Origin of the sequence: Egicoccus sp. AB-alg6-2, assembly GCF_041821025.1 — a bacterium.
In the GTDB taxonomy this organism is placed as follows: domain Bacteria; phylum Actinomycetota; class Nitriliruptoria; order Nitriliruptorales; family Nitriliruptoraceae; genus Egicoccus.
On the sequence record NZ_JBGUAY010000002.1, the window covers coordinates 334,328 to 355,130 of the forward strand.

Here is a 20,803-nt window from a genome sequence, read left to right on the forward strand (position 1 = left end):
GGTGCAGTCTGGCACACCGCAGCGGCGTCTCCGCGGCGGTCAGGCCGTGGCGCGACGCGTGTCGGCGAAACAGCGTCGATAGGCCGACGGCGTGGTCCGCAACTCGCGCCGGAAGTGCTCGCGCAGGTTGGCAGCCGTGCCGAAACCGGCCCGGAATGCGACGTGGTCGACGTCGAGGTCGGACGTCTCGAGCAACTCCTGCGCCCGCTGGAGGCGTTGCGTGAGCAGCCAGCGGAACGGCGTGGTGCCGGTGGCCTCCTTGAACCGGCGCGCGAAGGTGCGCTCGCTCATGTTCGCATGCGCCGCGAGCGTCGCCACGGTGAGGTCGTCGTCGAGGCGGCCCTGCGCCCACTCGAGCACGCCGGCGAGGCCGTCCGGCCGGATCCGCGCCTCAGGGGCGCCGTCGATGAACTGGGCCTGGCCGCCGTCGCGGTGGGGTGGCACCACCATGCGTCGCGCCACCACGCGTGCCGCCTCCGCCCCGAGGTCGTGGCGTACCACGTGCAGGGCGAGGTCGATCCCGGCGGCGGTGCCGGCCGAGGTCATCACGTCGCCCTCGTCGACGAACAGCACGTTGGGGTCGAGCCGGACGCGGGGGAAGCGGCGCCGGAACTCCTCGCTGTGCTTCCAGTGCGTCGTCGCCCGGCGACCGTCGAGCAGTCCCGCCTCGGCGAGCAGAAAGGCGCCGGTGCAGAACGAGATGATCCGGGACCCTCGCGCATGCGCGGCGGCGACGGCCGCGACCACGTCGGGATCGTTCGCGCGGCCGGCCTCGCCGCTCGGAACCACGACCGTGTCGGCACCGACCACGGCATCGAGGTCGGCACCGGTGTGCAGAACGCCGGCGCCCGCGAGACGGACGCGTCGGCCGGGTGCGGCGAGCGTGAACGCGTAGTCCCATCCCGGGATCTCGGGCCGGTCGATCCCGAAGACTTCGGCGGCCACCGCGAACTCGAACGGATTGGCGTCGTCGATGACGACGGCCGTGACCGTATGCGACATGCCGCGCTCCCCGGTTGGCAGGATCCTTGTGCACATCGTCACTCCTGCCAATCGCGGTTGTCAAGCGCCCGGCGCACCGTGGGGGCTACCCAAGGAGGCACCCATGAACCCCACCGCACTGGCGAGTCCGGACGTCCGGGCGCAACTGCACGAACTCGCGGCACGCGTCGCCGACGACCTCGACCGGGGCGCCGTGGCCCGGGCGTGGGCACGCACCCGGGAACTCGAACGCGCGGCCGACCCCCGCGGCGTGCCCGCCCCGGCGACGCCCGTCCCCCCGGCGCCGGTGGTCGGTCGTCGGTTCGCGGCCGCACACCGGCGCCTGCTCGGCGGCCGGGCGGATGGCGAGGTGTGCCGCGACCCCGCCGCCTGACCGCTCGCCGGTGGTGGGCGACCGCCGCGTTGCGCCTAGCGTCTCCCGCACTGCAGTCGCTGGCCGGGACGAGGCGTGGGACGACCACCTGAGGCGGAGGAGACGTCGCCGGCGACGGGTGGGCGCAAGCGCCGCTTGCTCGGCATCGCCGTCGTGGTCGTGGTCTACGCCGTCGGCCTGGCGTTCACCAACCTGCGCGACGGGTTGGAGGCACTGCGCGAGGCGATCTGGTGGCCGCTCGCGCTGGCGTTCCTCCTCGAGGCGCTCACCGTCGCGACCCTCGCGCAGGTGCACCGCAGCAGCGCCGCCGCGGTGCGTGGCCGGATCCGCAACCGTGAGGCGCTCAACGTCTCCATGAGCGCCTTCACCGTCAGCCAGACCGTGCCGGGCGGCGGCGCCGTCGCGGGCGCCCTGATCGTCAGCCGGCTCCAGCGCTTCGGTCTCAGCGCGCCGCAGGCGACGGCCAGCATGGTGCTCACGGCCAGTCTCGCCACCGTCACCATCGCGCTGATCGCGGCCGGCGGCATCGTCCCGGAAGTCCTCGACGCGGAACTGCCGGGCATCGCGTTGGCCGGCGTCGCCGCCCTGGTCGTCGTCCTGGTGGGGGTGGTCGCCGCCGTGGTCGCGGTGCTGCGGTCACCGCGGCTGGCTGACCGCCTGTTGGAGCGGGCCGGCCGCCTGCACGACGTGGTCGCCCGCCGCGTCGACGACTGGCGCGAGTCGCTGCGCGTCGTCCACGACGACCCGCCGACGCTCGCCCGGCTGCTGCGCATCGTGGCGTGGTCGTTGGTGAACTGGAGTGCCGACATCGCGGCACTCGGCATGGTCTTCCTCGCGTTCGGTGCCCCCGTGTCGCTGACCGTGCTCCTGGTCGGGTTCGGCGTGTCGCAGGTGGGTGCGGCGGTGCCGCTCACCCCGGGCGGGGTCGGCTTCGTCGAGAGTGGGATGGTGGCGGCCTTCGTGGCCCTGGGCACCCCGGTGTCGCTCGCCACCACCGTCGTGGTGGCCTACCGGGTCCTGGCGACGTGGCTGCCGGCACTGGCCGGCACCTACATGCTGGTCCAGCCGGTCGGGGACGCGCCGGACGGCGATGACCGCGAGGGACCGGTACGACGGGCCGACCGCTAGCCGGACAGGTGGCGGCCGGCGTCGGCGACGGCGCCCTCGAGGTCCTCCTGCGGCACGGGATGGGCGAGCAGGAAGCCGCTCGCCGCGTCGCAGCCCATCCGCCGCAGCGCCGCGAGCTGGTCGGCCGACTCGACCCCCTCGGCGACGACCCGCGTGCCGAGGGCGTGTGCGAGGTCGATGATGGCCGCCACCGTGGCCGCCCCGGCGGGGACGTGCAGGTCGGCCACGAAGCTGCGGTCGACCTTGAGGACGTCGAACGGGAGCCGCCGGATCCGCGCGAGGGAGCTGTAGCCGGTCCCGAAGTCGTCGATCGCGAGCTGGATGCCCGCGGAGGCGAGCTCCGACAGTTCTGCGACCGTCTGGCCCGTGTCGTCGCTGAGCACCGACTCGGTCATCTCGAGGCCGAGCCGCGACGCCGGCAGACCGCTGTCGGCCAGCACGTCGAGCACGTGCCGGGCGAAGCCGGGGCGGGCCAACTGGCGCAGGGACACGTTCACCCAGCCGGTCCAGTCGAGTCCCGCGTCGGCCCACGACGCCACGGTCCGGCAGGCGCTGGACAGGCACCAGTCGCCGAGCGGTTCGATCAGTCCGGTGTCCTCGGCCAGCCCGATGAAGACGCCGGGCGCCACCAGCCCACGTTGGGGATGGCGCCAGCGGACCAGCGCCTCGACACCCTGCACCTCGCCCGTCCGCAGATCGAACGCGGGCTGGTGGTGCAGGACGAACTCCTCGCGCTCGACCGCCTGTCGCAGGTCGCCCTCGAGCTGGAGCCGCGCGACGACCTGGCGGTGCGCCCGTTGGTCGTAGCGGGCGTAGCAGTCCCGTCCGGCGTCCTTGGCGCGGTAGAGCGCGACGTCGGCCGCGCGCAGGATCTCGTCCGCCGCGTCCGTGGCGTCCATGAGCGCGATACCGATGCTGACGGTGGTGTACAGCCGATGTCCGACGACCTCGAACGGCACACGCAGGCGTTGCAGGATCCGGTCGGCGATGGTCTGGGCCAGCGGCAGGTCGGCGCCCGGGAGCAGCACCACGAACTCGTCGCCGCCCATGCGCGCGACGGTGTCCTCGGGCCGGACCGACGCCCGCAGTCGCTCGGCGGCCTCGATGAGCAGGGCGTCACCGATGGCGTGTCCCAGCGAGTCGTTGATCTGCTTGAAGCGGTCGATGTCGAGGAAGAGCACAGCCCCCTCGAGGTCGTGCGCGCCCAACAGCTCGGCGACCTGCCGCCGGTTGGCGAGGCCGGTCAGGGCGTCGTGGGTGGCCTGGTGCGCCAGTGAGCGCTGGGCCTGCTGGGCCTGCTCGCGGGCGGCCCGTTCGGCCTGCAGCAGGCGCTCGCGTTCCTCGTCGTTGCGGCGGCGTTGCCCGATGTCGCGGAAGTACACCGCGATTCCGCCCGCGGGGAGCGGATAGGCCCGGATCTCGGACCACAGGTCGAGCAGCGCGTAGTAGGACTCGAAGACCGCGGGCTCGCGACGCTCGGCGACCCGGCGGTAGACCTGCTCGAAGTCGAGGTCGCTCGGGAACTCGGCCCACAGCTGGCGCCCGAGGAGCCGTTCCCGCGGTGCGCCGAGGATGCGCTCGGCCTCGCGGTTGACGTAGGTGAACCGCCAGTCGGCGTCCAACGCGTAGTAGGCGTCGGTCATCGCCTCCAGTGTCTCGACCAGGTCGTCGCTGGCGCGCTGCTGTGCGGTGACGTCGATCACCGTGCCCACCGCGCGCGTCGGGTCGTCGGGGACGAGCCGGCCACGGACCAGGACCTTGCGCCAGGTCCCGTCGCCGGCCCGGATCCGGTAGGCGGCGTCGGCCATGGTGGGATCACCCGCGAGGGTCGCGACGGCGAGGTCGCGGTCGTCGGGGTGGACCAGTTCGAGCCAGGTCGGCAGGGAGGCGGGGAACGCGGCGTCGACGCCGACCAGCCGCCGAAGGGTCTCGTTCCAGCGCGCCCTGCCCGATTCCCGGTCGAATTCCCAGACGCCGACCCCGCCGGCCTCGCACGCCATCCGCAGCAGGTCCCCGAGTTCGGCCATCCGCTCGTGCGCCGGTGGGAGACCGAGTCGACGGCGCGGCACACGCCCGCCCGACCCGGCCATCCCGGTCCCTCCCGCCGACGATGTCGCAGCCGGGAACTGTATCCCCGTGGCCGGCGGCTCCGTCGGGAGCGCGGTGCTGCTCAGACGACGGCGACGGTGAGCAGCCCCTCGAGGACGTCGCGCATGGAGACCACGCCGACGGTCGTGCCATGGCGGGTCACCAGCAGGTGGCGGATCCCCGCCTCGTGCATGACGCGTGCGGCCTCGCCGAGCGTCGCGGTCTCGGCGACGCCGAGGACGTCGGTGACGGCGTGGTCGGCGACCCGTTCGACGCCGAGGTCGTAGCCCTCGGCGACCGCGTTGACCAGGTCACGTTCGGAGAGCACGCCACGCACGCCCTGGGGGCCGAGCACGACGAGGAGCCCCAGTTCGTCGGCGGCGAGCCGTCTCGCCGCCTGTTCGAGGGTGGCACTGGGGGCGATGGACGCGATCGGGCTGCGGACGACGGACGCGACGGTGATGGTCTCGGTCCTCACGGTTCGACCTCCTGGGCGTTTCCGGGAGATCACCGTCGCCGACGGCAGCGGCCTCGGGGCAGGGCCACAGGTCCCGATGCGATGGGACCTCGGAGCGGCCGTGACCCAGGGACGCGATCGCCGCGCGCGCGACGGGCGTCAGCGTCCGAGCAGGCGACGCTTCTGCGCCTCGAACTCCTCGTCGGTCAGGTGTCCCCGCTCACGCAGGTCGGCCAGGCGTTCGAGCGCGCTCACCGGATCCAGGCCCGGCCCGCCGGAGCGCTGGTGGAGCATGCGCAACTCCCGGGCCGCATAGACCTCGTGCTGGAAGCCCTCCGGGTCGGGGATGTCGTGCAGTTCGCTACGGCCCTGGCTGCCCGCCGCCTCGAGCACGACGTCGCCGTAGCGCAGCAGCCGTTCGAGCACCGACTGGCTGAACAGGACGTTGGTGACCTGCTCGAGCGGGATCTCGACGCCGGTCCGGGCGATCATGCCGCGACGGACCACGATGCGCTCGGTCGTCAGCACGTACGAGGTGAACCACCAGTCGAGCACCGAGCGGGCCGCCAGCAACAGCCACAGCAGCGCCGCGACACCGGCGGCCACCCACTGCGACGGCGGGTCGAGCGCAGCGAAGGCGGCGCCGCCGAGCGCCGCCAACAGCATCGCCCACGCCAGCGCCGGGAGCAGCACCTTCCAGTGGGGACGGAACAGCAGCAGGACGTCCTCGTCCTCGGACAACAACCGCTCCGGGTAGCGCACCGCGAACGGCCCCTTTCGTGACGTTGTCCGCATGCTAAGTCCCCGACGGGACGCAGGGGCTTTGGACCGTGCCGACGTGGGACCTGACCCCCTGTTCGGTGAGTGCCCCGCGGCGCAGGCTGCAAGGGCGGATCGGTCGGTTCGCCGTCGCAGGAGGAGACCACCATGGACACCATCGTCGTCGGCATCGATGCCTCCGACCACGCCGTACGTGCCCTCCGCTGGGCGTTCGACGAGGCGGCCCTGCGCGGTGCGGAGCTCGAGCTCGTCCATGCCTACGTCCGTCCCGAGGCCTTCTCCTACCCGGGCATCCTGCTCGACGACCTGCCCAGCGACGCCGAGCTCGAGGCGGCGGCACGCCAGGTCGTCGAGGACACCGTCGCCAAGGTCGAACCGCGCCACGACGTCGCGTTCACCGTGACCGTCGCGGCCGGCGGTGCCGCCGGCGTGCTGTGCGATCGCGCCGCCGACGCGGAGCTGTTGGTCGTCGGCGCCCGCGGGCTCGGAGGCTTCCGCGGGCTCCTGCTCGGCTCGGTGAGCCAGCAGGTGGTCGTCCACAGCCCGTGCCCCGTCGTCATCGTTCCGCCGGAACGGCGCCAGCGCCACTGAACGGGCCGTCCCGGGTGGTGCCGACGCTCGCGTCGGCACCACCCGCACCGGCGCGCTCCGTGCCCGCGCGGGTCGAGGACGGCTAGGTTGCGGCCTGGCACCGCGCCCCCGACCGAGGAGCACGCCGCGTGCTGGGCCCTGACGCGGCCGCTTCGCTTCGACACCGTGGCATCCGGCGCCATCCGTCCGTGCTCGACGGCACCGGCGCGTACGACCCGACCGAAGGCGAAGCGTGACCTCGCAACGCGTGCAACTGCCGGTCGTCGACACCAAGGTCGATCACGTCACGGCCGCCCTGCACCTGCCGGACGAGGTGACCGGCCCGCCGGTCCTGCTCACCCACGGCGCCGGCGGCGACCTCGACGGTGACGGCCTGGTCGCGCTGGCCGACGTCGTCGCCGCCAGCGGATCCGTGGTCGTGCGCAGCAACCTCGCCTACCGCGAGGAAGGTCGCCGCGCCGCCCCGCGCGCCGAGTCGTCGGTCGCGCCGTTCGTGTCGCTGTGGCAGGCGGCCGACCGGCTCCTCCGCGAGCAGGGGTTGCTCTCCGACGAGCCGGGCTGGGTCCTCGGCGGCAAGTCGTACGGTGGGCGCGTCGCGTCGCTGGCGGTCGCCCCCGACCCAGACACGCCAGCGGACGCCGGGCGCCCGGCCGCGAGCGGGTTGCTGTTCTACGGCTACCCGCTGCATCCCCCGGGGAAGCCGGACAAGCTGCGCGTGGCGCACTGGCCCCACGTCGGTGTGCCGTGCCTGTTCCTGCAGGGCGACCGCGACCCGTTCTGCGACCTCGCGCTGCTCGAGCAGCACATCCGCAAGCTGCCGCGCCGGGCGACCCTCGAGGTCGTGCGCGGCGGCGACCACTCCCTCAAGGTCAGCGGCGCGGCCAGTCCCGATGGCACGCCGCGAAACGCCGTCCGCGTCCTGCACGACCTCACGGACGTGGTCGCCCGATGGCTGGTCTCCGTCACGCGGTGACCGCCGTCCGAACGCGCAGGAGCGTCGGTCATGGTCCACGAGTTCCGGGAGTTCATCAACCGCGGCAACTTCGTCGATCTCGCGGTCGGGTTCGTGATGGGCGTCGCCGTCACGGGCGTGGTCACGGCGATCGTCGAGCGGCTGATCATGCCGCTGGTCGCCGTCCTGGTCGGCCAACCCAACTTCGACAGCGTGGGACAGTTCGCCTGCGGCGCCGAGGGTTGCGCCGGCTCCGTTGGTGCCGTGCTGACCGCCCTGGTCAACTTCCTGCTGATCGCGCTGGTGCTGTTTGCGATCGTCAAGGCCTACAACCGCCTGCAGCGCTCCGACCCCGCCGAGCCCGAACCCGAGGCGGATCCCGAGGAGGTCGTGCTGCTGCGCGAGATCCGTGACGCGCTCAGCCGTCCCCCGACGCCGTGAACCGGGCGGCGACGGCGCGCCGCACGGCGCGGCGCGCCGCCTCGTGCAGAGCGGCCTGCGACTCGGAGTCGCGTGAGCCGAGGGAGCCCGGTCGGACGTGTCCCTGCTCGCGGGCGGTGCGCGCCACCGCCTCGGCGACCACCGGCACGACCGAGCGGTCGAACGGTGACGGGATGACGTAGTCGGGTCCGAGGTCGTCGCCGACGATGGAGGCGATCCCGTGCGCGGCCGCGACCTTCATCTCGTCGGTGACGGCCGTCGCGGCGGCATCGAGCAGGCCCCGGAACAACCCGGGGAAGCACAGCACGTTGTTGATCTGGTTCGGGAAGTCCGACCGGCCGGTCGCCATGACCCGCACGTGGCCGCGCGCCAGGTCGGGGTGGATCTCGGGGGTCGGGTTGGCGAGCGCGAACACGATCCGGTCCGGCGACATCGTCTGCAACAACTCGAGCGGCAGCGAGTTGGGACCGGACACCCCGATGAAGACGTCCGCGTCGCGCAGCGCGACCTCCTTGCCGCCCGTCAGGCCCCGAGGATTCACCTGCCGGGCGAGGCGTCGCCGGATCGGGTCGGTGCCCTTGCGGCGGGGTTCGATGATGCCGCCGACGTCGACCGGCACGATGTCGGCGATCCCGGCCGCGCGGAGCAGGTTGATGATCGCCACGCCGGCGGAGCCGATGCCCTGCACCACGACCCGCAGCGACGCGAGCTCGCGGTCGACGACCCTGGCCGCGTTGACCAGGGCGGCGAGCACCACCACCGCCGTTCCGTGCTGGTCGTCGTGGAACACCGGGATGTCGAGGCGCTGCCGCAGCTTGCCCTCGATCTCGAAGCACCGCGGCGCCGAGATGTCCTCGAGGTTGATGCCGGAGAAGCCGCTGGCGATCCGCGCGACCGTGTCGACGAAGGTGTCGGGGTCCTGCTCGTCGACCAGGATCGGGTAGGCGTCCACCCCGCCGAAGGACTTGAGCAGCATCGCCTTGCCCTCCATGACGGGCAGGGAGGCGAGCGGGCCGATGTCGCCCAGCCCGAGCACGGCGGAGCCGTCGGTCACGATGGCGACCGAGTTCGACCGGATCGTGAACCGGTAGGCGGCCACCGGGTCGTCGGCGATGAGCTGACACACCTTCGCCACCCCGGGGGTGTAGACGAGCGCGAGGTCCTGCGGTCCGCCGACCTCGCGGGTCAGCTCGACGCGGATCTTGCCGCCCTCGTGGGCCGCGAGCACGTCGTCGAGGATGGAGAGCACCTCGACGCCGTCCTCGTCGACGAGCGCCGCGGCCACCTCGTCGCCGTGGAGGTCGTCGCGGACCTCGACGGTGACGTCGCGGAACACCACGTGCCGCTGCTCGTCGGTGCGTTCGGTGGCGACCAGCTCGGCGCCGCAGGCCTCGAGCACCTCGGTGACGCGGGCCAGCATCCCCGGGGCGTTCTCCAGCGCGAGCCTGAGCGTCAGACGTTGCGACAACGGCGGCACACGCGCTCCCAGCACTCCCGGACCATCGACGCCGCGAGGATAGGCTGCGGCCCGTCCCGGCTCGCATTCCCGCCGCCTCCCACCCGTTCCGGAGCCCGCATGTCCGCCGAACTCGCCCAGCGGTCGATCGACACCGTCCGCACCCTCGCCATGGACGCCGTCCAGCAGGCCAACTCGGGTCACCCGGGGATGCCGATGGGGTGCGCCCCGATGGCGTACGTGCTGTTCAACGAGGTGATGCAGCTGGACCCGACCCGGGTCGACTGGCCCGACCGGGACCGGTTCGTGCTCTCCGCCGGCCACGGGTCGATGCTGCTGTACGCGTCCCTGCACCTGGCCGGCTTCGAGCGTCCGAACCTCGAGGACCTGCAGAACTTCCGCCAGTGGGGCTACCCGACCGCCGGCCACCCGGAGAACTTCCTGCTGGACGCGGTCGAGACCACCACCGGGCCACTGGGCCAGGGCGTGGCGAACGGCATCGGCATGGCGCTGGCCGCCGAACGGCTCGCCGCGGAGTTCAACCGTCCCGGGCACGAGATCGTCGACCACCGCGTCTACGGCATCGTCTCCGACGGTGACCTGATGGAGGGCGTCGCCGCCGAGGCCGCCTCGCTCGCCGGGCACCTGAAGCTGGGCCGGGTCACCTACCTCTACGACGACAACGACATCACGATCGACGGCTCGACCAGCCTCGCCTTCTCCGAGGACGTGCTGGCGCGCTTCGACGCCTACGGCTGGCACACCCAGCGGGTCGAAGACGGCACCGACCTCGACGCGCTGCGCGCCGCCATCGTCGCGGCGGACGCCGACGACCGCCCGAGCCTGATCGCCGTCCGCACCGTCATCGGGCACGGCGCCCCGAACAAGGCCGGCACCTCAAAGGCGCACGGCTCGCCGCTGGGGCCCGACGAGATCGCCGCCACCAAGGAGGCGATGGGCTGGGAGCACGACGCGTTCGTCGTCCCCGACGACGTGCGCGAACACCTCGACCTGACCGAACGTGGCCGCGCCCGCCGCGAGGACTGGGAGCAGCGCTTCGCCGCCTACCGGCAGGCACATCCCGACCTCGCCGACGAGTTCGAGCGTCGCGTGGTCCGCGGGGAACTGCCCGCCAACTGGACCGACGCGCTGCCGACGCTGGACGACAAGGCCGCGACGCGCCAGCACTCCGGTGCGGTGATCAACGCCATCGCCGGGACGGTTCCCGAACTGTTCGGCGGGTCTGCCGACCTGGCGGCGTCCAACAACACCGACGTCGAGGGTGGGGGCGACTTCTCCGCGAAGGACCGACTGGGCCGCAACCTGCGCTTCGGGATCCGCGAGCACGCGATGGCGTCGATGGCCAACGGGATGGCGCTGCACGGCGGCGTGATCCCCTACGTCGCGACGTTTTTGATCTTCACCGACTACTGCCGTCCGGCGATCCGCCTGTCCGCGCTGATGCAGCAGCGGGTCGTGTACGTCATGACCCACGACTCCATCGGGCTCGGCGAGGACGGACCCACCCACCAGCCGATCGAGCACCTGCCGGCGCTGCGGGCGATCCCCGGCCTACAGGTGCTGCGCCCCGCGGACGGCGCCGAGACGGTCGCCGCCTGGCAGATGGCGCTGGAGAGCGAGGGTCCCTCCGTGCTGGCGCTGACCCGCCAGGGCCTGCCGCCGCTCGGGGATCGGCCCGCCGACGCGGTCGCGCGCGGCGCCTACGTGCTGCGCGACCCCGAATCGGGCGCGCAGCCCGACGTCATCCTCATCGGCACGGGCTCCGAGGTGCAGCACTGCCTCGGCGCGGCCGATCTGCTGGCAGAGCGCGGCGTCGACGCCCGGGTGGTCTCGATGCCGTGCTGGGAGCGGTTCGCGGCCCAGGACCCGGCCTACCGCGACGAGGTGCTGCCGCCGGACGTGCGCGCCCGCGTCGCCGTGGAGGCGGCCGCCAACTTCGGCTGGGAACGCTGGGTCGGGGACGGTGGCGCGGTCGTCGCGATGGAGCGGTTCGGCGCCTCGGCACCGGCCGAGAAGCTGTTCGAGGTGTTCGGGTTCACTCCCGAGCACGTCGCCGAGGTAGCCAGCGGCCTGCTGGGCTGACATCGCCGTTCCCGGTGGCCTTCGCGGGCCGGCCGCGCCCGCGGCCGTCCGCGAGGGCCAGGTTCGCCTGCTCGGCCCGGCGTGCCCGCGTGTACCAGTGGCGACCGACCAGGCCCAGCATCGTGACGCCGATCAGGCTGTTGACCAGCACCGCGAGCCAGCCGTCGCGGAACGCGACCAGTCCGATGAGCGCCCCGAACACCCAGGCGTAGCGCCACAGTTTCATCTGCCGCCTTGCCAGCACGACGGCAAGCGGGGCGTGCTTGCGCTTCTCGACCGCCACGCCACGGTTGACGGCGCGGGCGACGGCGCGCCGCTCCGACAGGGTCAGCGCCGCGAAGTCGCGTCGGTACTGCGCCTGGTCCGGAATCTTCGCCACGTCGTCCTGTCCCGACTCGCCTGGTCCCTGCGGGCGGCCAGCCTAGGGCAGGGTGCGTCCCCGTTAGTCTCGCCCTCCGACAGAAGGAGACGCACATGAGCGTGGTCAAGATCAACGTGCTGCAGGTACCCGAAGGGCGTGGCGAGGTGCTCGAGCAGCGCTTCGCGGCACGCGCCGGTGAGGTGGAGAAGGTGGACGGCTTCGAGTCGTTCGAGCTGCTGCGGCCGACCGAGGGCTTCGACCGCTACCTGGTCGTGACGCGCTGGCGCGACGAGGAGTCGTTCCAGGGCTGGCTGAGCTCGCAGGCGTTCCAGAAGGGGCATGCGCAGAGCCAGGGCGACGCCGCGGCCGCGGCGTCCAGCGAGGGTGGCGGACACCCCGGCGCCCCCGCCGGCGGCGGCCCGGCCGGTGGCGGCCCGCAGGAAGGCGGTCACGGCGGTGGCGGCGGTCCGGCGGCGACCGGGTCCGAGCTGTGGCACTTCGACATCGTCACGAGCGCGACGAAGGCCTGACGACGTCGCTTCAGACGTTGGGTCCCGCGGCCCAGGCGTCGATCTGGCGCAGCACCTGGCCCTTGTCGTCCTCGGGTGCGAACGAGGCCCGGATGGCGCGCCGCTGCAGTTCGGCCACCTCGCGGCGCGTCAGTGCGAGCAGACGCGCCGCGTGGTGCAGCTCGTCGGTGAGGGTGGTGGCGAAGAACGGCGGGTCGTCGCTGTTGATCGTGACGGCCACGCCCGCGTCCCACAACCGCGGCAGGGGGTGGGACTCGAGGTCGGCGACGATCGACAGCGTCACGTTCGAGCTCGGGCACACCTCGAGGACGACGCCCTCGCGGGCCAGGCGTGCCATCAGCTCGGGGTCGTCGGCGGCGGCGATGCCGTGCCCGATGCGTCGGGCCCCGAGGTCGTCCACGGCCGCGCGCACGTTGTCTGCCGTTCCGGACTCGCCGGCGTGGACGGCCAGCCCGATCCCGAGCCGGTCGGCCGCCTCGCGCAGGTGGACGAACTCGCGCTCGTGCACGGACCCCTCGACCCCGGTCAGGCCGAGCCCGACGATGGGGGCGTCGGCGTCCTCGACCAGCTGCAGCGTCCGGTGGCTCGCCTCGACGCCCAGGTCGCGCACGCTGTCGACGATGAGGCCGATGCGGGTCTCGGGCACCTCGGAGAACCCGTCACGCAGCGCCTGCCACATCGCGGCCGGCTCCATGCCGTTGTCGACCAGTGTCAGCGCGGTGAACGTCGCCTCGGTCCACCGCACGCCCTGCGCCGCCTGGCCGCGCGCGAAGGCGGCCGCGACCGTGGCGAGGTCGTCGGGCGTGCGCACCTGCCGCGTCGTGGCCAGGAACGTGTCGACGAAGTGCATGAAGTCGCGGAACGGGGACGGGTAGGCCAGCTCGCCGTCGGCGTTGCGCACGACCTCCAGCGCCTGCTCGGGGTCCTCGCCGTGACGGCGGGCGAGCTCGACGGCGGTCGGAGCCGCGATCGAACCCTCGAGGTGGACGTGCAGTTCCACCTTGGGCAGCGTGGCGAGGTCGAAGTCGGTCACCGCGGACGGCGAGCCACCGGACAGGGACGCGGACACGGGCTACTCCTCGGCTGGTCCGCGCGGGTCGGCGCGCGGTCGCCCCGGGCATCGTCGGACCCGGGGGTGGCCGCGAACGCTACTTCCCGGGTCCGGCCCCTGCTTCAGCGCAGGGCCGTCCGGGTGTCGCGGCCGAGGAGTTCGTCGGCGAGGGAGCGGTCCCGGGAGGTGGCGTCGTGCCCGCGCTCCTCGCGCCGGGCGAGGACGGGGAGCAGGACGCCGGTGGCGAAGGTCGCCGTCGCCAGGACGCCGGCGACCACGAGCAGGTGTTCCACGGCGGACCTCCGGAGTTGCGGCGCACCGGGGCGGTGCGGTGCCGTGCGACGGTCCGCTGGACGCGCCGCACACCTTCTCCGACGCACCGGTCCGGGCCAGGGTTGCCACCACCATCGGGGTCGCGCGACGAGCGCCCGCCTGTGGGCCGCTCGGGCGTCGACCGCTCGCCGACGGGCCCGCCGGCAGGACCCGCCCCGGGTCGCGGCGAACTCCGCTGGTCGGCGCGTCCGAGTCCGGTCCGGACGTGTCGCCTGCGAGGCGGGCGTTCCCTGAGGGGAGAGCGCCCGCCTCGCCCCTGTCCGGAAGTGTCCCGGGGCGGATGGGTAGCATCGGCCGCCAAACCGCCGTGTCGGCGGTGCGCTGCCCCACGCCTGCGAGGAAGACGTCGATGCCGGACACCCATGCTGACGAGATCGCCGCCGCCCGTGGCCGCGTCGCGCAGCTCGCGTCCGACCTCGACATCGCCGGGAAGCGACAGCGGCTCGAGGAACTGCAGGAGCTGGCCGGGTCCCCGGGGCTGTGGGACGACCCCGAACGCGCCCGCGGCGTGACCACCGAACTCTCGCGCGTCGAGGGCGACCTGCAGCGCTACGACGGGCTCGTCGAACGCCTCGACGACCTCGAGGTGCTCGACGAACTCGCCGCCGAGGAGGACGACGAGGGGTCGGCGACGGAGGTCACCGTCGCGCTGCAGTCGGTCGCCGCGGAACTCGACCGCCTCGAGATCGCCACGATGCTCTCGGGCGAGCACGACCACGACGACGCCATCGTGTCCATCCATGCGGGTGAGGGCGGGGTGGACGCCATGGACTGGGCCCAGATGCTGCAGCGGATGTACCTGCGCTGGGCCGAGAACCGCGGCTTCGACACCGAGGTCTTCGACCAGTCCTACGGCGAGGAAGCCGGCCTGAAGTCGACGACCTTCGAGGTCCGCGGCCCCGACGCCTACGGCTGGCTCAACGCCGAGCACGGCGTCCACCGGCTGGTGCGGATCAGCCCGTTCGACTCGCAGGCGCGCCGCCAGACCTCCTTCGCGCTCGTCGACGTCGTGCCGGTGCTGCCCGAACTCGACGAGGAGGTCGCGGTCCCCGACGAGGAGATCCGGGTCGACGTCTACCGCTCGTCGGGACCCGGCGGGCAGTCGGTCAACACCACCGACTCGGCCGTGCGCCTCACCCACCTGCCGACCGGCATCGTCGCCAGCTGCCAGAACGAGAAGTCGCAGCACCAGAACAAGGCGGCCGCGCTGCGGGTCCTCAAGGCCAAGCTCGCCGAACTGGAGCGCCAGAAGCGCGCCGAGCAGCTCGACGAACTGCGCGGGGCGGTGCAGAACGTCGGCTTCGGGTCCCAGATCCGCAGCTACGTCCTGCACCCGTACCAGATGGTCAAGGACCTGCGCTCCGAGCACGAGACCGGCAACGTCGCGTCGGTGCTCGACGGCGACCTCGACGAGCTGATCGAGGCCGAGCTGCGCCGCCGGGTCCGCGAGGACGCCGAGTCGTAGCTTCGCCGGAAGTGCCGGTCGCCGGGGCGGTTTCGGTACCCTGCCCGATCGTCCGGCGTGCGCCCGTCACCTCTGCAACGGCGCCGCCCGCCCCACTGTCGTCGGAGGATCCCTCGTGATCACGCTCCGAAATGTGACCAAGACCTACAAGCGCGGCGCTGACGACGAAGTCATCGCACTCAACGACGTGTCCATCGAGGTCGCCAAGGGCGAGTTCGTGTTCGTCGTCGGTCCTTCGGGTTCGGGCAAGTCGACCTTCATGAAGCTGCTGACCCACGAGCAGCGCCCCGACGGTGGCGAGATCTGGGTCGCCGGGAAGAACCTCGGCAGCCTGCGGTCCTGGAAGGTGCCGATGCTGCGCCGCGAGATCGGCTACGTGTTCCAGGACTTCAAGCTGCTCGCCAACAAGACGGTCTACGAAAACGTCGCGTTCGCGATGGAGGTCATCGGCAAGCACCGCCGCGAGATCGACCGGCGCGTGCCCGAGGTGCTGGAACTGGTCGGCCTCGAGGGCAAGGCGAACGCCCATCCCCACGAGCTGTCCGGCGGCCAGCAGCAGCGCGTGTCCGTCGCGCGCGCCTTCGTCAACAACCCCCGCATCCTGTTGTGCGACGAGCCGACGGGCAACCTCGACCCGTCCACCTCGGTCGGGATCATGAAGCTGCTCGACCGGATCAACCGCACCGGCGCCACCGTGGTCATGGCGACCCACGACCAGCACATCGTCGACTCGATGCGCCGCCGCGTGATCGAACTCGAGAACGGCGTGGTCGTCCGCGACCAGTCCCGCGGCGTCTACGGCTACGCCGGCTAGCTCCGCCGAAAGGCGCACCGGCCGTCCGCGGTCGTCGGCGCCGGCCAGGCACGTCCCCGCACGAACTCGCCCCCAGCCCGGGGCGCGAATCCCGACAAGGACTGCGCATGTCCGCGCGTTGGCGCTACATCCTGCAGGAGGCCCTCATCGGCCTCCGGCGCAACCTGATGATGACCGTCGCGGTGATCCTGTCGGTCACGGTCTCGTTGACGCTGCTCGGGGCCAGCCTGCTGCTCTCGGAGCAGGTGGAGCTGGCCACCGACGACTGGGTCGGCAAGGTCGAGGTCTCGATCTTCCTGTGCGACGGGCGGACCTGCCCCGAGATCACCCCCGAACAGCAGCAGCAGCTGCGCGAGGACCTCGAGGCGCAGCCGGTCGTCGCCGAGGTGTTCTTCGAGTCGAAGGAGGACGCCTATGCCCGCTTCCGCGAGCTGTTCCGGGACCAGCCCAACCTGGTCGAATCGGTCGACCCCGACGTGCTGCCGGCGTCGTTCCGGGTCCGGCTCGAGAACCCGCAGCTGTTCAACGTCATCGCCGAGCAGTTCGAGGCCTACCCGGGGGTCGAGGAGATCGTCGACCAGCGCCAGGTGCTCGACCAGTTCCTGCGGTTCACCAACGTCATCCGCAACGCCGCCCTGATCGTGGCGGCCATCCAGCTCATCGCGGCCGGCGTGCTGATCGCCAACACCATCCGTGTCGCGGCCTTCGCCCGCCGCGAGCAGACCTCGGTCATGAAGCTGGTCGGCGCCAGCAACTGGTACATCCGGCTGCCGTTCGTGCTCGAGGGCGTGTTCGCCGGGATGATCGGCGCCTTCGTGTCGTGGGGGCTGTTGTACGCCTCGGTACCGCGGGTGGCGGGACAGCTCTCGCGCGACATCGAGCTGATGCCGTTCATCGGCGCCACCGAGGTGATCGCGGTCGGGCCCTGGCTGCTCGCCGCCGGCGCCGGCATCGCGGCCTTCTCCTCGGTCGTGGCGCTCCGCCGCTTCCTCGACGTGTGACGCGACGCACGACGACTTGAGTCGATCGGCGACCGGCCGACCTGTCTGCCGAGGGAGCTGGCACCAGCTGTTGTTGTAATTACCTGCCGGTGTTAGCGTGGCTCCGTCGTCCGCCTACCGAGGTCGTGACCGTGTCGTGGCGTTTGCGTCGGCTCGTCGCGGGGACGACCGCGTTGCTGCTGATGCTGCCCGCGGTCGCCACCGCGCAGACGGACGCGCTCGAAGCGGAGCTTCGCGACCGTGCGCAGGCCCGCGAGCAGGTCGAGGAGGACCTGCAGGAGGTCGCCCTCGCCGAGAGCGCGGCCCAGCGCCGGTTGCGCGAGGCGCAGGAGGCACTCGACGCGGCCGAGGCCGAGCTCGCCGCCCGCGAGCAGGAGCTGGCCGAGGCGCGTGAGCGGCTCGCGGCCGCCCGTGACGAACTGGCCGCCGCGACGTCGCGGGCCGCCGAGGCGCACGAGCGCTACCTCGAGGCGACGCAGGCGCTGGAGGAGACCGAGCTCGACCTCGCGCACCGGCAGGGGCAGCTCGACGCCCGCATCCGCGCCGCGTTCAAGTACGGGCAGGTGTCGTTCGCCGAGGCGTTCACCGGGGTCCGCGACATCGCCGACTTCCTCAACTCCTCGACCTACGTCGGGCGGGTGATGGAGAACGACCGCACCCTGGTCCAGCAGGTCGTCGAGCTGCTCGAACTCGCCGGCAGCCACCGCGCCGACGCCCATCGGCTGCGCCTCGAGGCGACGCGCGAGGCGGAGGTCGCGGCCGCCGCCGAGGCCGCCGCCGCCGCGGCGACCGCGCAGGTCGCCGCCGCCACGGCCGACCAGCGGCGGCTGACCGCCGAGGTGGATCAGCGTCGCGCCGCCCAGCAGGTCGCCCTCGAGGGGCTGCGCGAGGACAAGGCGTCGCTCGAGGGGCACCTGGCCGGTCTGGACGCCGAGTCGGGTCGGATCGAGCAGCAGCTGGCCGAGATCGCCCGACAGCAGGCCGCCGAGGCCGAGCTGCGGCGCCTCGAGGAGGAGCGGCGCCAGGAGGAGGAACGCCAGCGCCTCGAGGAGGAGGAACGCAAGCGTCGCGAGGAGGCCGCCAAGCGTCCCGTCGATAGCGGCGACGACGACGCAGCGGCGCCCGGCGCCACCCCGTCACCCGCGCCGTCGCCCTCGCCGACCCCTTCGCCTGCGCCCGAGCGCGCCGGCAACTGGGTGCGTCCGGTGACCGGCGCGTTGACGTCGCCCTTCGGTCCGCGCTGGGGTCGCAACCACAACGGGGTCGACCTGGCCGGCGGTGTCGGCGCCAGCGTGGTCGCCTCGCGCGACGGATTGGTCGTGCACGTGACCTCGAGCTGTCACCCGAGCAGTTCCTGGGGGTGCGGCGGCGGGTTCGGCAACTACGTCACGATCGCCCACGCCGACGGCATGGCGACCGTCTACGCCCACCTGTCGGCCGTGTCCGTCGTGGTCGGTCAGAACCTGGCGGCGGGCCAGGGCGTCGGTCAGGTCGGCAACTCGGGCAACAGCTACGGCTCACACCTGCACTTCGAGGTGCGCGAGGGCGGGGTGCCGCGCGACCCGTGTGGCTACATCGGCTGCTGAATCGTCCCGGCGTCGGCGCCGCCGCGCCCGCTACGCTGGCCGGTCATGGCTGCCACCAAGAACAAGGGCACCGGTGGCGACGGCACGAAGCTGATCGTCAGCAACCGGCGGGCCCGCTTCGACTACCACCTCGACGACCGGTACGAGGCTGGCCTCGTGCTGCTCGGCACCGAGGTGAAGTCGCTGCGTGGCGGCAAGGGCTCGCTGGTCGAGGCGTGGGTCAAGGTCGAACGCGACGGCGATGCGTGGCTGATGCAGGCACACATCCCCGAGTACGAGTTCGGCAACCGCAACAACCACGACCCCGTCCGTCCCCGCAAGCTCCTGCTGCACCGGCGCGAACTCGACCGGTTGCACAAGGAGGTGGCGACCCAGGGCGTCACGCTGGTGCCGACCCGGCTGTACTTCAAGGGCGGCAGGGCCAAGCTCGAGTTCGCGGTCGGCAAGGGCAAGAACGTGGCCGACAAGCGGCAGACCGCGAAGAAGCGTGACGCGCAGCGCGAGATCGAACGGGCGCTGAAGTCGCGTCGCTGACGGCCGACGGGCCCAGGAAATGGCGCCGCCCGTGCGTGGCGGCGCGGGGGCCGTCGGTGATCTTCCGGTCACCGAAACCTGCGCCCCGCAGGGCCGCCGAGTTACACTGATCGGCCCGGCTCCACCGGATGCGGTGGAATCGGTTGAGAACTGCAGAGCGTCGATCGCGCTACATCACCAATTTTCCTGCCTGGGGCTGATGCGGTTTCGACCGTGGTCAGGCCGTTGCCAGGGGAGCGTGCCGAGGGTGCTCACGCGACCTCGCTAATCACGCGTGGGAACCATCAAGTGCCAACGACAACGAATTGGCCCTCGTAGCCTAAACAGCTACGACGATCCGCCCCTGACGCCTCGTAGGGGGGCCGGATCGACATCACGAGGCTCCACCTCGGGACTTCGACCGTCGAGCGTCCGAGGAACATCCTGAGACGGTATGGATGCAGAGGCTGTCTGGCCCTGGAGCACTGCATCCGAGATCATCCAGGACCTACGCACGTAGAGCCCCGAGCTTCGGGATCGCGGGACCCGGGTTCGACTCCCGGCAGCTCCACCACCCACCACCCCAAGCTTGCAAGCTCGTGGAATGAATGCACCTCCGCAGCCGTCGCAAGGACGGTTGCGAGGGGAGAGGCGACCGGCCGCACGCCACCAAGGGCGTGCCGGAACGGGTCCTGTCCATGCCTTCATCCCACGGAAACAAGGGCGCGATCGACGCCTGCCAGACGAGACCCCGCCGAACATCGGCGGGGTCTCTGTCGTGCAGGGCGGCTCGGCCTCGGGAGCCGGCCGGTCAGCCACGCATGCTCGCGGCGAGTCGCGCCAGCCCCTCGTCGAACGACACCCGCGGTGCCCAGCCGAGCGCCGCACGGGTCCCACGCTGGTCGAACCAGTGGGCGGTGGCGAGCTGCTCGGCGAGGAACGCCGTCATCGGTGGGTCGTCCTCGCGTCCCAGAAGCTCCCACCCGAGCTCGACGAGCCGACCACCGCTCCACGCGACGCGGAAGGGCACCCGCCTGCGGGGCGCGGGAACCCCGGCTGCCGCGCAGATGGCTGCCAGCACGTCGCCTACGGGGCGGGGCTCGCCGTTGGTGACCACGAAGGCGCGGCCGTGCACGTCCTCGGCGCGGTCGAGGGCGGCCAGCGTCGCGTCCACCGCGTTGTCGACGTAGGTGGTGTCGATCAGCGCGGCCCCGTCGCCGATCAACGCGAGTCGTCCAGCACGGGCGCGGGCGACGACGCGGCCGATCAGCTGCTGGTCGCCCGGCCCCCACACCAGGTGCGGACGGATCGCGACGACCGCGAGCCCCTCGGCGTCCGCGGCCAGGGCGAGCCGCTCGCCCGCGGCCTTGGTGCGCGCGTAGTGGCCGCGGGCATGCTCGGGGTCCGCGGGTGCCGCCGGCGCCCCGACGAGCGAGCGTCCGACGTGCGCGACCGACGGTGACGAGACGTACACGAAGCGCCGCACGCCGGCCTCGCGGGCCGCGTCCACCACCACGGACGTGCCGCCGACGTTGACGTCCTCGAACGCCGCCGCCGTACCCACGACCCCCACCCGCGCCGCGAGGTGGACGACGGCGTCGTGCCCGGCGACCGCCTCCGCGACCACCGCACGGTCGGTGACGTCCCCGCGCACGCAACGGAACGGGCCGGCGACGGCGCGGCGTTGCAGCGTCGTCACCTCGTCCCCGCGTGCCGCCAGCGCGCCCGCGACCGCACGGCCGTAGAAGCCACTCGCCCCGGTCACCAGCACCCTCACG

The 20,803-nt window shown here is 72.5% G+C and carries 21 protein-coding genes and 1 other RNA gene; 13 read left to right on the forward strand and 9 right to left on the reverse strand.

The features are described 5' to 3' along the window. Positions 1 to 39 precede the first annotated feature (39 nt). Positions 40 to 1,002, reverse strand: coding sequence for a GlxA family transcriptional regulator (locus ACERMF_RS04155; protein WP_373667761.1), 963 nt, complete (start codon positions 1,000 to 1,002; stop codon positions 40 to 42). Between the two features lie 103 nt (positions 1,003 to 1,105). Between ACERMF_RS04155 and ACERMF_RS04160 the strand changes: the two genes are divergently transcribed. Next, positions 1,106 to 1,375, forward strand: a complete 270-nt coding sequence (locus ACERMF_RS04160; protein ID WP_373667762.1) for a hypothetical protein — start codon at positions 1,106 to 1,108, stop codon at positions 1,373 to 1,375. 75 nt (positions 1,376 to 1,450) lie between these two features. Then, positions 1,451 to 2,503 carry a YbhN family protein gene (locus ACERMF_RS04165; RefSeq protein ID WP_373667763.1) on the forward strand — a complete coding sequence of 351 codons (1,053 nt, stop codon included), beginning with the start codon at positions 1,451 to 1,453 and terminating at the stop codon, positions 2,501 to 2,503. Here ACERMF_RS04165 and ACERMF_RS04170 read toward each other — a convergent pair. The 3 genes from ACERMF_RS04170 to ACERMF_RS04180 all read right to left on the reverse strand — a co-directional run bounded on the left by ACERMF_RS04170 (position 2,500) and on the right by ACERMF_RS04180 (position 5,843). Then, complete coding sequence (locus ACERMF_RS04170; protein ID WP_373667764.1) at positions 2,500 to 4,530, reverse strand: putative bifunctional diguanylate cyclase/phosphodiesterase; 2,031 nt, start codon at positions 4,528 to 4,530, stop codon at positions 2,500 to 2,502. The genes ACERMF_RS04165 and ACERMF_RS04170 overlap by 4 nt on opposite strands. 143 nt (positions 4,531 to 4,673) lie before the next feature. After that, positions 4,674 to 5,069 (reverse strand): CBS domain-containing protein, encoded by a 396-nt coding sequence (locus tag ACERMF_RS04175; protein WP_373667765.1) that lies wholly within the window; start codon positions 5,067 to 5,069, stop codon positions 4,674 to 4,676. Positions 5,070 to 5,207: 138 nt separating this feature from the next. Further along, positions 5,208 to 5,843, reverse strand: coding sequence for a PH domain-containing protein (locus tag ACERMF_RS04180; RefSeq protein ID WP_373667766.1), 636 nt, complete (start codon positions 5,841 to 5,843; stop codon positions 5,208 to 5,210). A gap of 132 nt (positions 5,844 to 5,975) precedes the next feature. Between ACERMF_RS04180 and ACERMF_RS04185 the strand changes: the two genes are divergently transcribed. The 3 genes from ACERMF_RS04185 (at position 5,976) to mscL (ending at position 7,812) form a co-directional block, all read left to right on the forward strand. Next, positions 5,976 to 6,419 carry a universal stress protein gene (locus tag ACERMF_RS04185; protein ID WP_373667767.1) on the forward strand — a complete coding sequence of 148 codons (444 nt, stop codon included), beginning with the start codon at positions 5,976 to 5,978 and terminating at the stop codon, positions 6,417 to 6,419. A gap of 232 nt (positions 6,420 to 6,651) precedes the next feature. Beyond that, positions 6,652 to 7,392: an alpha/beta family hydrolase gene (locus ACERMF_RS04190; RefSeq protein ID WP_373667768.1), complete on the forward strand. Its 741-nt coding sequence runs from the start codon at positions 6,652 to 6,654 to the stop codon at positions 7,390 to 7,392. A gap of 30 nt (positions 7,393 to 7,422) precedes the next feature. Further along, entirely contained in the window at positions 7,423 to 7,812 is a 390-nt protein-coding gene (mscL, locus tag ACERMF_RS04195) for a large conductance mechanosensitive channel protein MscL (protein ID WP_373667769.1), read from the forward strand. On the opposite strand, the gene ACERMF_RS04200 is transcribed toward mscL, so the two are convergent. Continuing rightward, positions 7,790 to 9,289 carry an NAD-dependent malic enzyme gene (locus ACERMF_RS04200; protein WP_373667770.1) on the reverse strand — a complete coding sequence of 500 codons (1,500 nt, stop codon included), beginning with the start codon at positions 9,287 to 9,289 and terminating at the stop codon, positions 7,790 to 7,792. The genes mscL and ACERMF_RS04200 overlap by 23 nt on opposite strands. A gap of 99 nt (positions 9,290 to 9,388) precedes the next feature. On the opposite strand from ACERMF_RS04200, the gene tkt reads away from it, so the two are divergent. Beyond that, positions 9,389 to 11,371, forward strand: a complete 1,983-nt coding sequence (gene tkt / locus ACERMF_RS04205; protein ID WP_373667771.1) for a transketolase — start codon at positions 9,389 to 9,391, stop codon at positions 11,369 to 11,371. On the opposite strand, the gene ACERMF_RS04210 is transcribed toward tkt, so the two are convergent. Next, a complete protein-coding gene (locus tag ACERMF_RS04210) occupies positions 11,325 to 11,750 on the reverse strand; it encodes a hypothetical protein (protein WP_373667772.1) in 426 nt (141 codons plus the stop codon). The two genes, tkt and ACERMF_RS04210, sit on opposite strands and share 47 nt — an antisense overlap. Positions 11,751 to 11,845: 95 nt before the next feature. Between ACERMF_RS04210 and ACERMF_RS04215 the strand changes: the two genes are divergently transcribed. After that, positions 11,846 to 12,262, forward strand: a complete 417-nt coding sequence (locus tag ACERMF_RS04215) for an antibiotic biosynthesis monooxygenase (protein ID WP_373667773.1) — start codon at positions 11,846 to 11,848, stop codon at positions 12,260 to 12,262. A gap of 10 nt (positions 12,263 to 12,272) precedes the next feature. On the opposite strand, the gene add is transcribed toward ACERMF_RS04215, so the two are convergent. Next, positions 12,273 to 13,331, reverse strand: a complete 1,059-nt coding sequence (add, locus tag ACERMF_RS04220) for an adenosine deaminase (protein WP_373667774.1) — start codon at positions 13,329 to 13,331, stop codon at positions 12,273 to 12,275. 104 nt (positions 13,332 to 13,435) lie between these two features. Then, complete coding sequence (locus tag ACERMF_RS04225) at positions 13,436 to 13,606, reverse strand: hypothetical protein (protein WP_373667775.1); 171 nt, start codon at positions 13,604 to 13,606, stop codon at positions 13,436 to 13,438. Positions 13,607 to 13,995: 389 nt separating this feature from the next. Between ACERMF_RS04225 and prfB the strand changes: the two genes are divergently transcribed. The 6 genes from prfB to ssrA all read left to right on the forward strand — a co-directional run bounded on the left by prfB (position 13,996) and on the right by ssrA (position 19,599). Continuing rightward, positions 13,996 to 15,111 carry a peptide chain release factor 2 gene (gene prfB / locus ACERMF_RS04230; protein ID WP_373667776.1) on the forward strand — a complete coding sequence of 372 codons (1,116 nt, stop codon included), beginning with the start codon at positions 13,996 to 13,998 and terminating at the stop codon, positions 15,109 to 15,111. A gap of 115 nt (positions 15,112 to 15,226) precedes the next feature. Then, a complete protein-coding gene (gene ftsE, locus ACERMF_RS04235) occupies positions 15,227 to 15,925 on the forward strand; it encodes a cell division ATP-binding protein FtsE (protein WP_373667777.1) in 699 nt (232 codons plus the stop codon). A gap of 107 nt (positions 15,926 to 16,032) precedes the next feature. Beyond that, positions 16,033 to 16,926, forward strand: a complete 894-nt coding sequence (gene ftsX, locus ACERMF_RS04240; protein WP_373667778.1) for a permease-like cell division protein FtsX — start codon at positions 16,033 to 16,035, stop codon at positions 16,924 to 16,926. 131 nt (positions 16,927 to 17,057) lie between these two features. Further along, positions 17,058 to 18,512 carry a murein hydrolase activator EnvC gene (locus tag ACERMF_RS04245; protein WP_373667779.1) on the forward strand — a complete coding sequence of 485 codons (1,455 nt, stop codon included), beginning with the start codon at positions 17,058 to 17,060 and terminating at the stop codon, positions 18,510 to 18,512. Between the two features lie 45 nt (positions 18,513 to 18,557). Then, complete coding sequence (smpB, locus tag ACERMF_RS04250; RefSeq protein WP_373667780.1) at positions 18,558 to 19,046, forward strand: SsrA-binding protein SmpB; 489 nt, start codon at positions 18,558 to 18,560, stop codon at positions 19,044 to 19,046. Positions 19,047 to 19,238: 192 nt separating this feature from the next. After that, positions 19,239 to 19,599: a transfer-messenger RNA gene (gene ssrA / locus ACERMF_RS04255) on the forward strand. A 237-nt stretch (positions 19,600 to 19,836) separates the two neighbouring features. Here ssrA and ACERMF_RS04260 read toward each other — a convergent pair. Then, positions 19,837 to 20,802 (reverse strand): NAD-dependent epimerase/dehydratase family protein, encoded by a 966-nt coding sequence (locus ACERMF_RS04260; RefSeq protein ID WP_373667781.1) that lies wholly within the window; start codon positions 20,800 to 20,802, stop codon positions 19,837 to 19,839. Position 20,803: the final 1 nt, after the last annotated feature.

Bases quoted from the DNA above. Each gene is read 5' to 3' on its own strand.
- ACERMF_RS04155 (WP_373667761.1), bottom strand. From the start codon at position 1,002: ATGTCGCATACGGTCACGGCCGTCGTCATCGACGACGCCAATCCGTTC.
- ACERMF_RS04160 (WP_373667762.1), top strand. From the start codon at position 1,106: ATGAACCCCACCGCACTGGCGAGTCCGGACGTCCGGGCGCAACTGCAC.
- ACERMF_RS04170 (WP_373667764.1), bottom strand. From the start codon at position 4,530: ATGGCCGAACTCGGGGACCTGCTGCGGATGGCGTGCGAGGCCGGCGGG.
- ACERMF_RS04180 (WP_373667766.1), bottom strand. From the start codon at position 5,843: ATGCGGACAACGTCACGAAAGGGGCCGTTCGCGGTGCGCTACCCGGAG.
- ACERMF_RS04185 (WP_373667767.1), top strand. From the start codon at position 5,976: ATGGACACCATCGTCGTCGGCATCGATGCCTCCGACCACGCCGTACGT.
- mscL (WP_373667769.1), top strand. From the start codon at position 7,423: ATGGTCCACGAGTTCCGGGAGTTCATCAACCGCGGCAACTTCGTCGAT.
- tkt (WP_373667771.1), top strand. From the start codon at position 9,389: ATGTCCGCCGAACTCGCCCAGCGGTCGATCGACACCGTCCGCACCCTC.
- ACERMF_RS04215 (WP_373667773.1), top strand. From the start codon at position 11,846: ATGAGCGTGGTCAAGATCAACGTGCTGCAGGTACCCGAAGGGCGTGGC.
- prfB (WP_373667776.1), top strand. From the start codon at position 13,996: ATGCCGGACACCCATGCTGACGAGATCGCCGCCGCCCGTGGCCGCGTC.
- ftsX (WP_373667778.1), top strand. From the start codon at position 16,033: ATGTCCGCGCGTTGGCGCTACATCCTGCAGGAGGCCCTCATCGGCCTC.
- smpB (WP_373667780.1), top strand. From the start codon at position 18,558: ATGGCTGCCACCAAGAACAAGGGCACCGGTGGCGACGGCACGAAGCTG.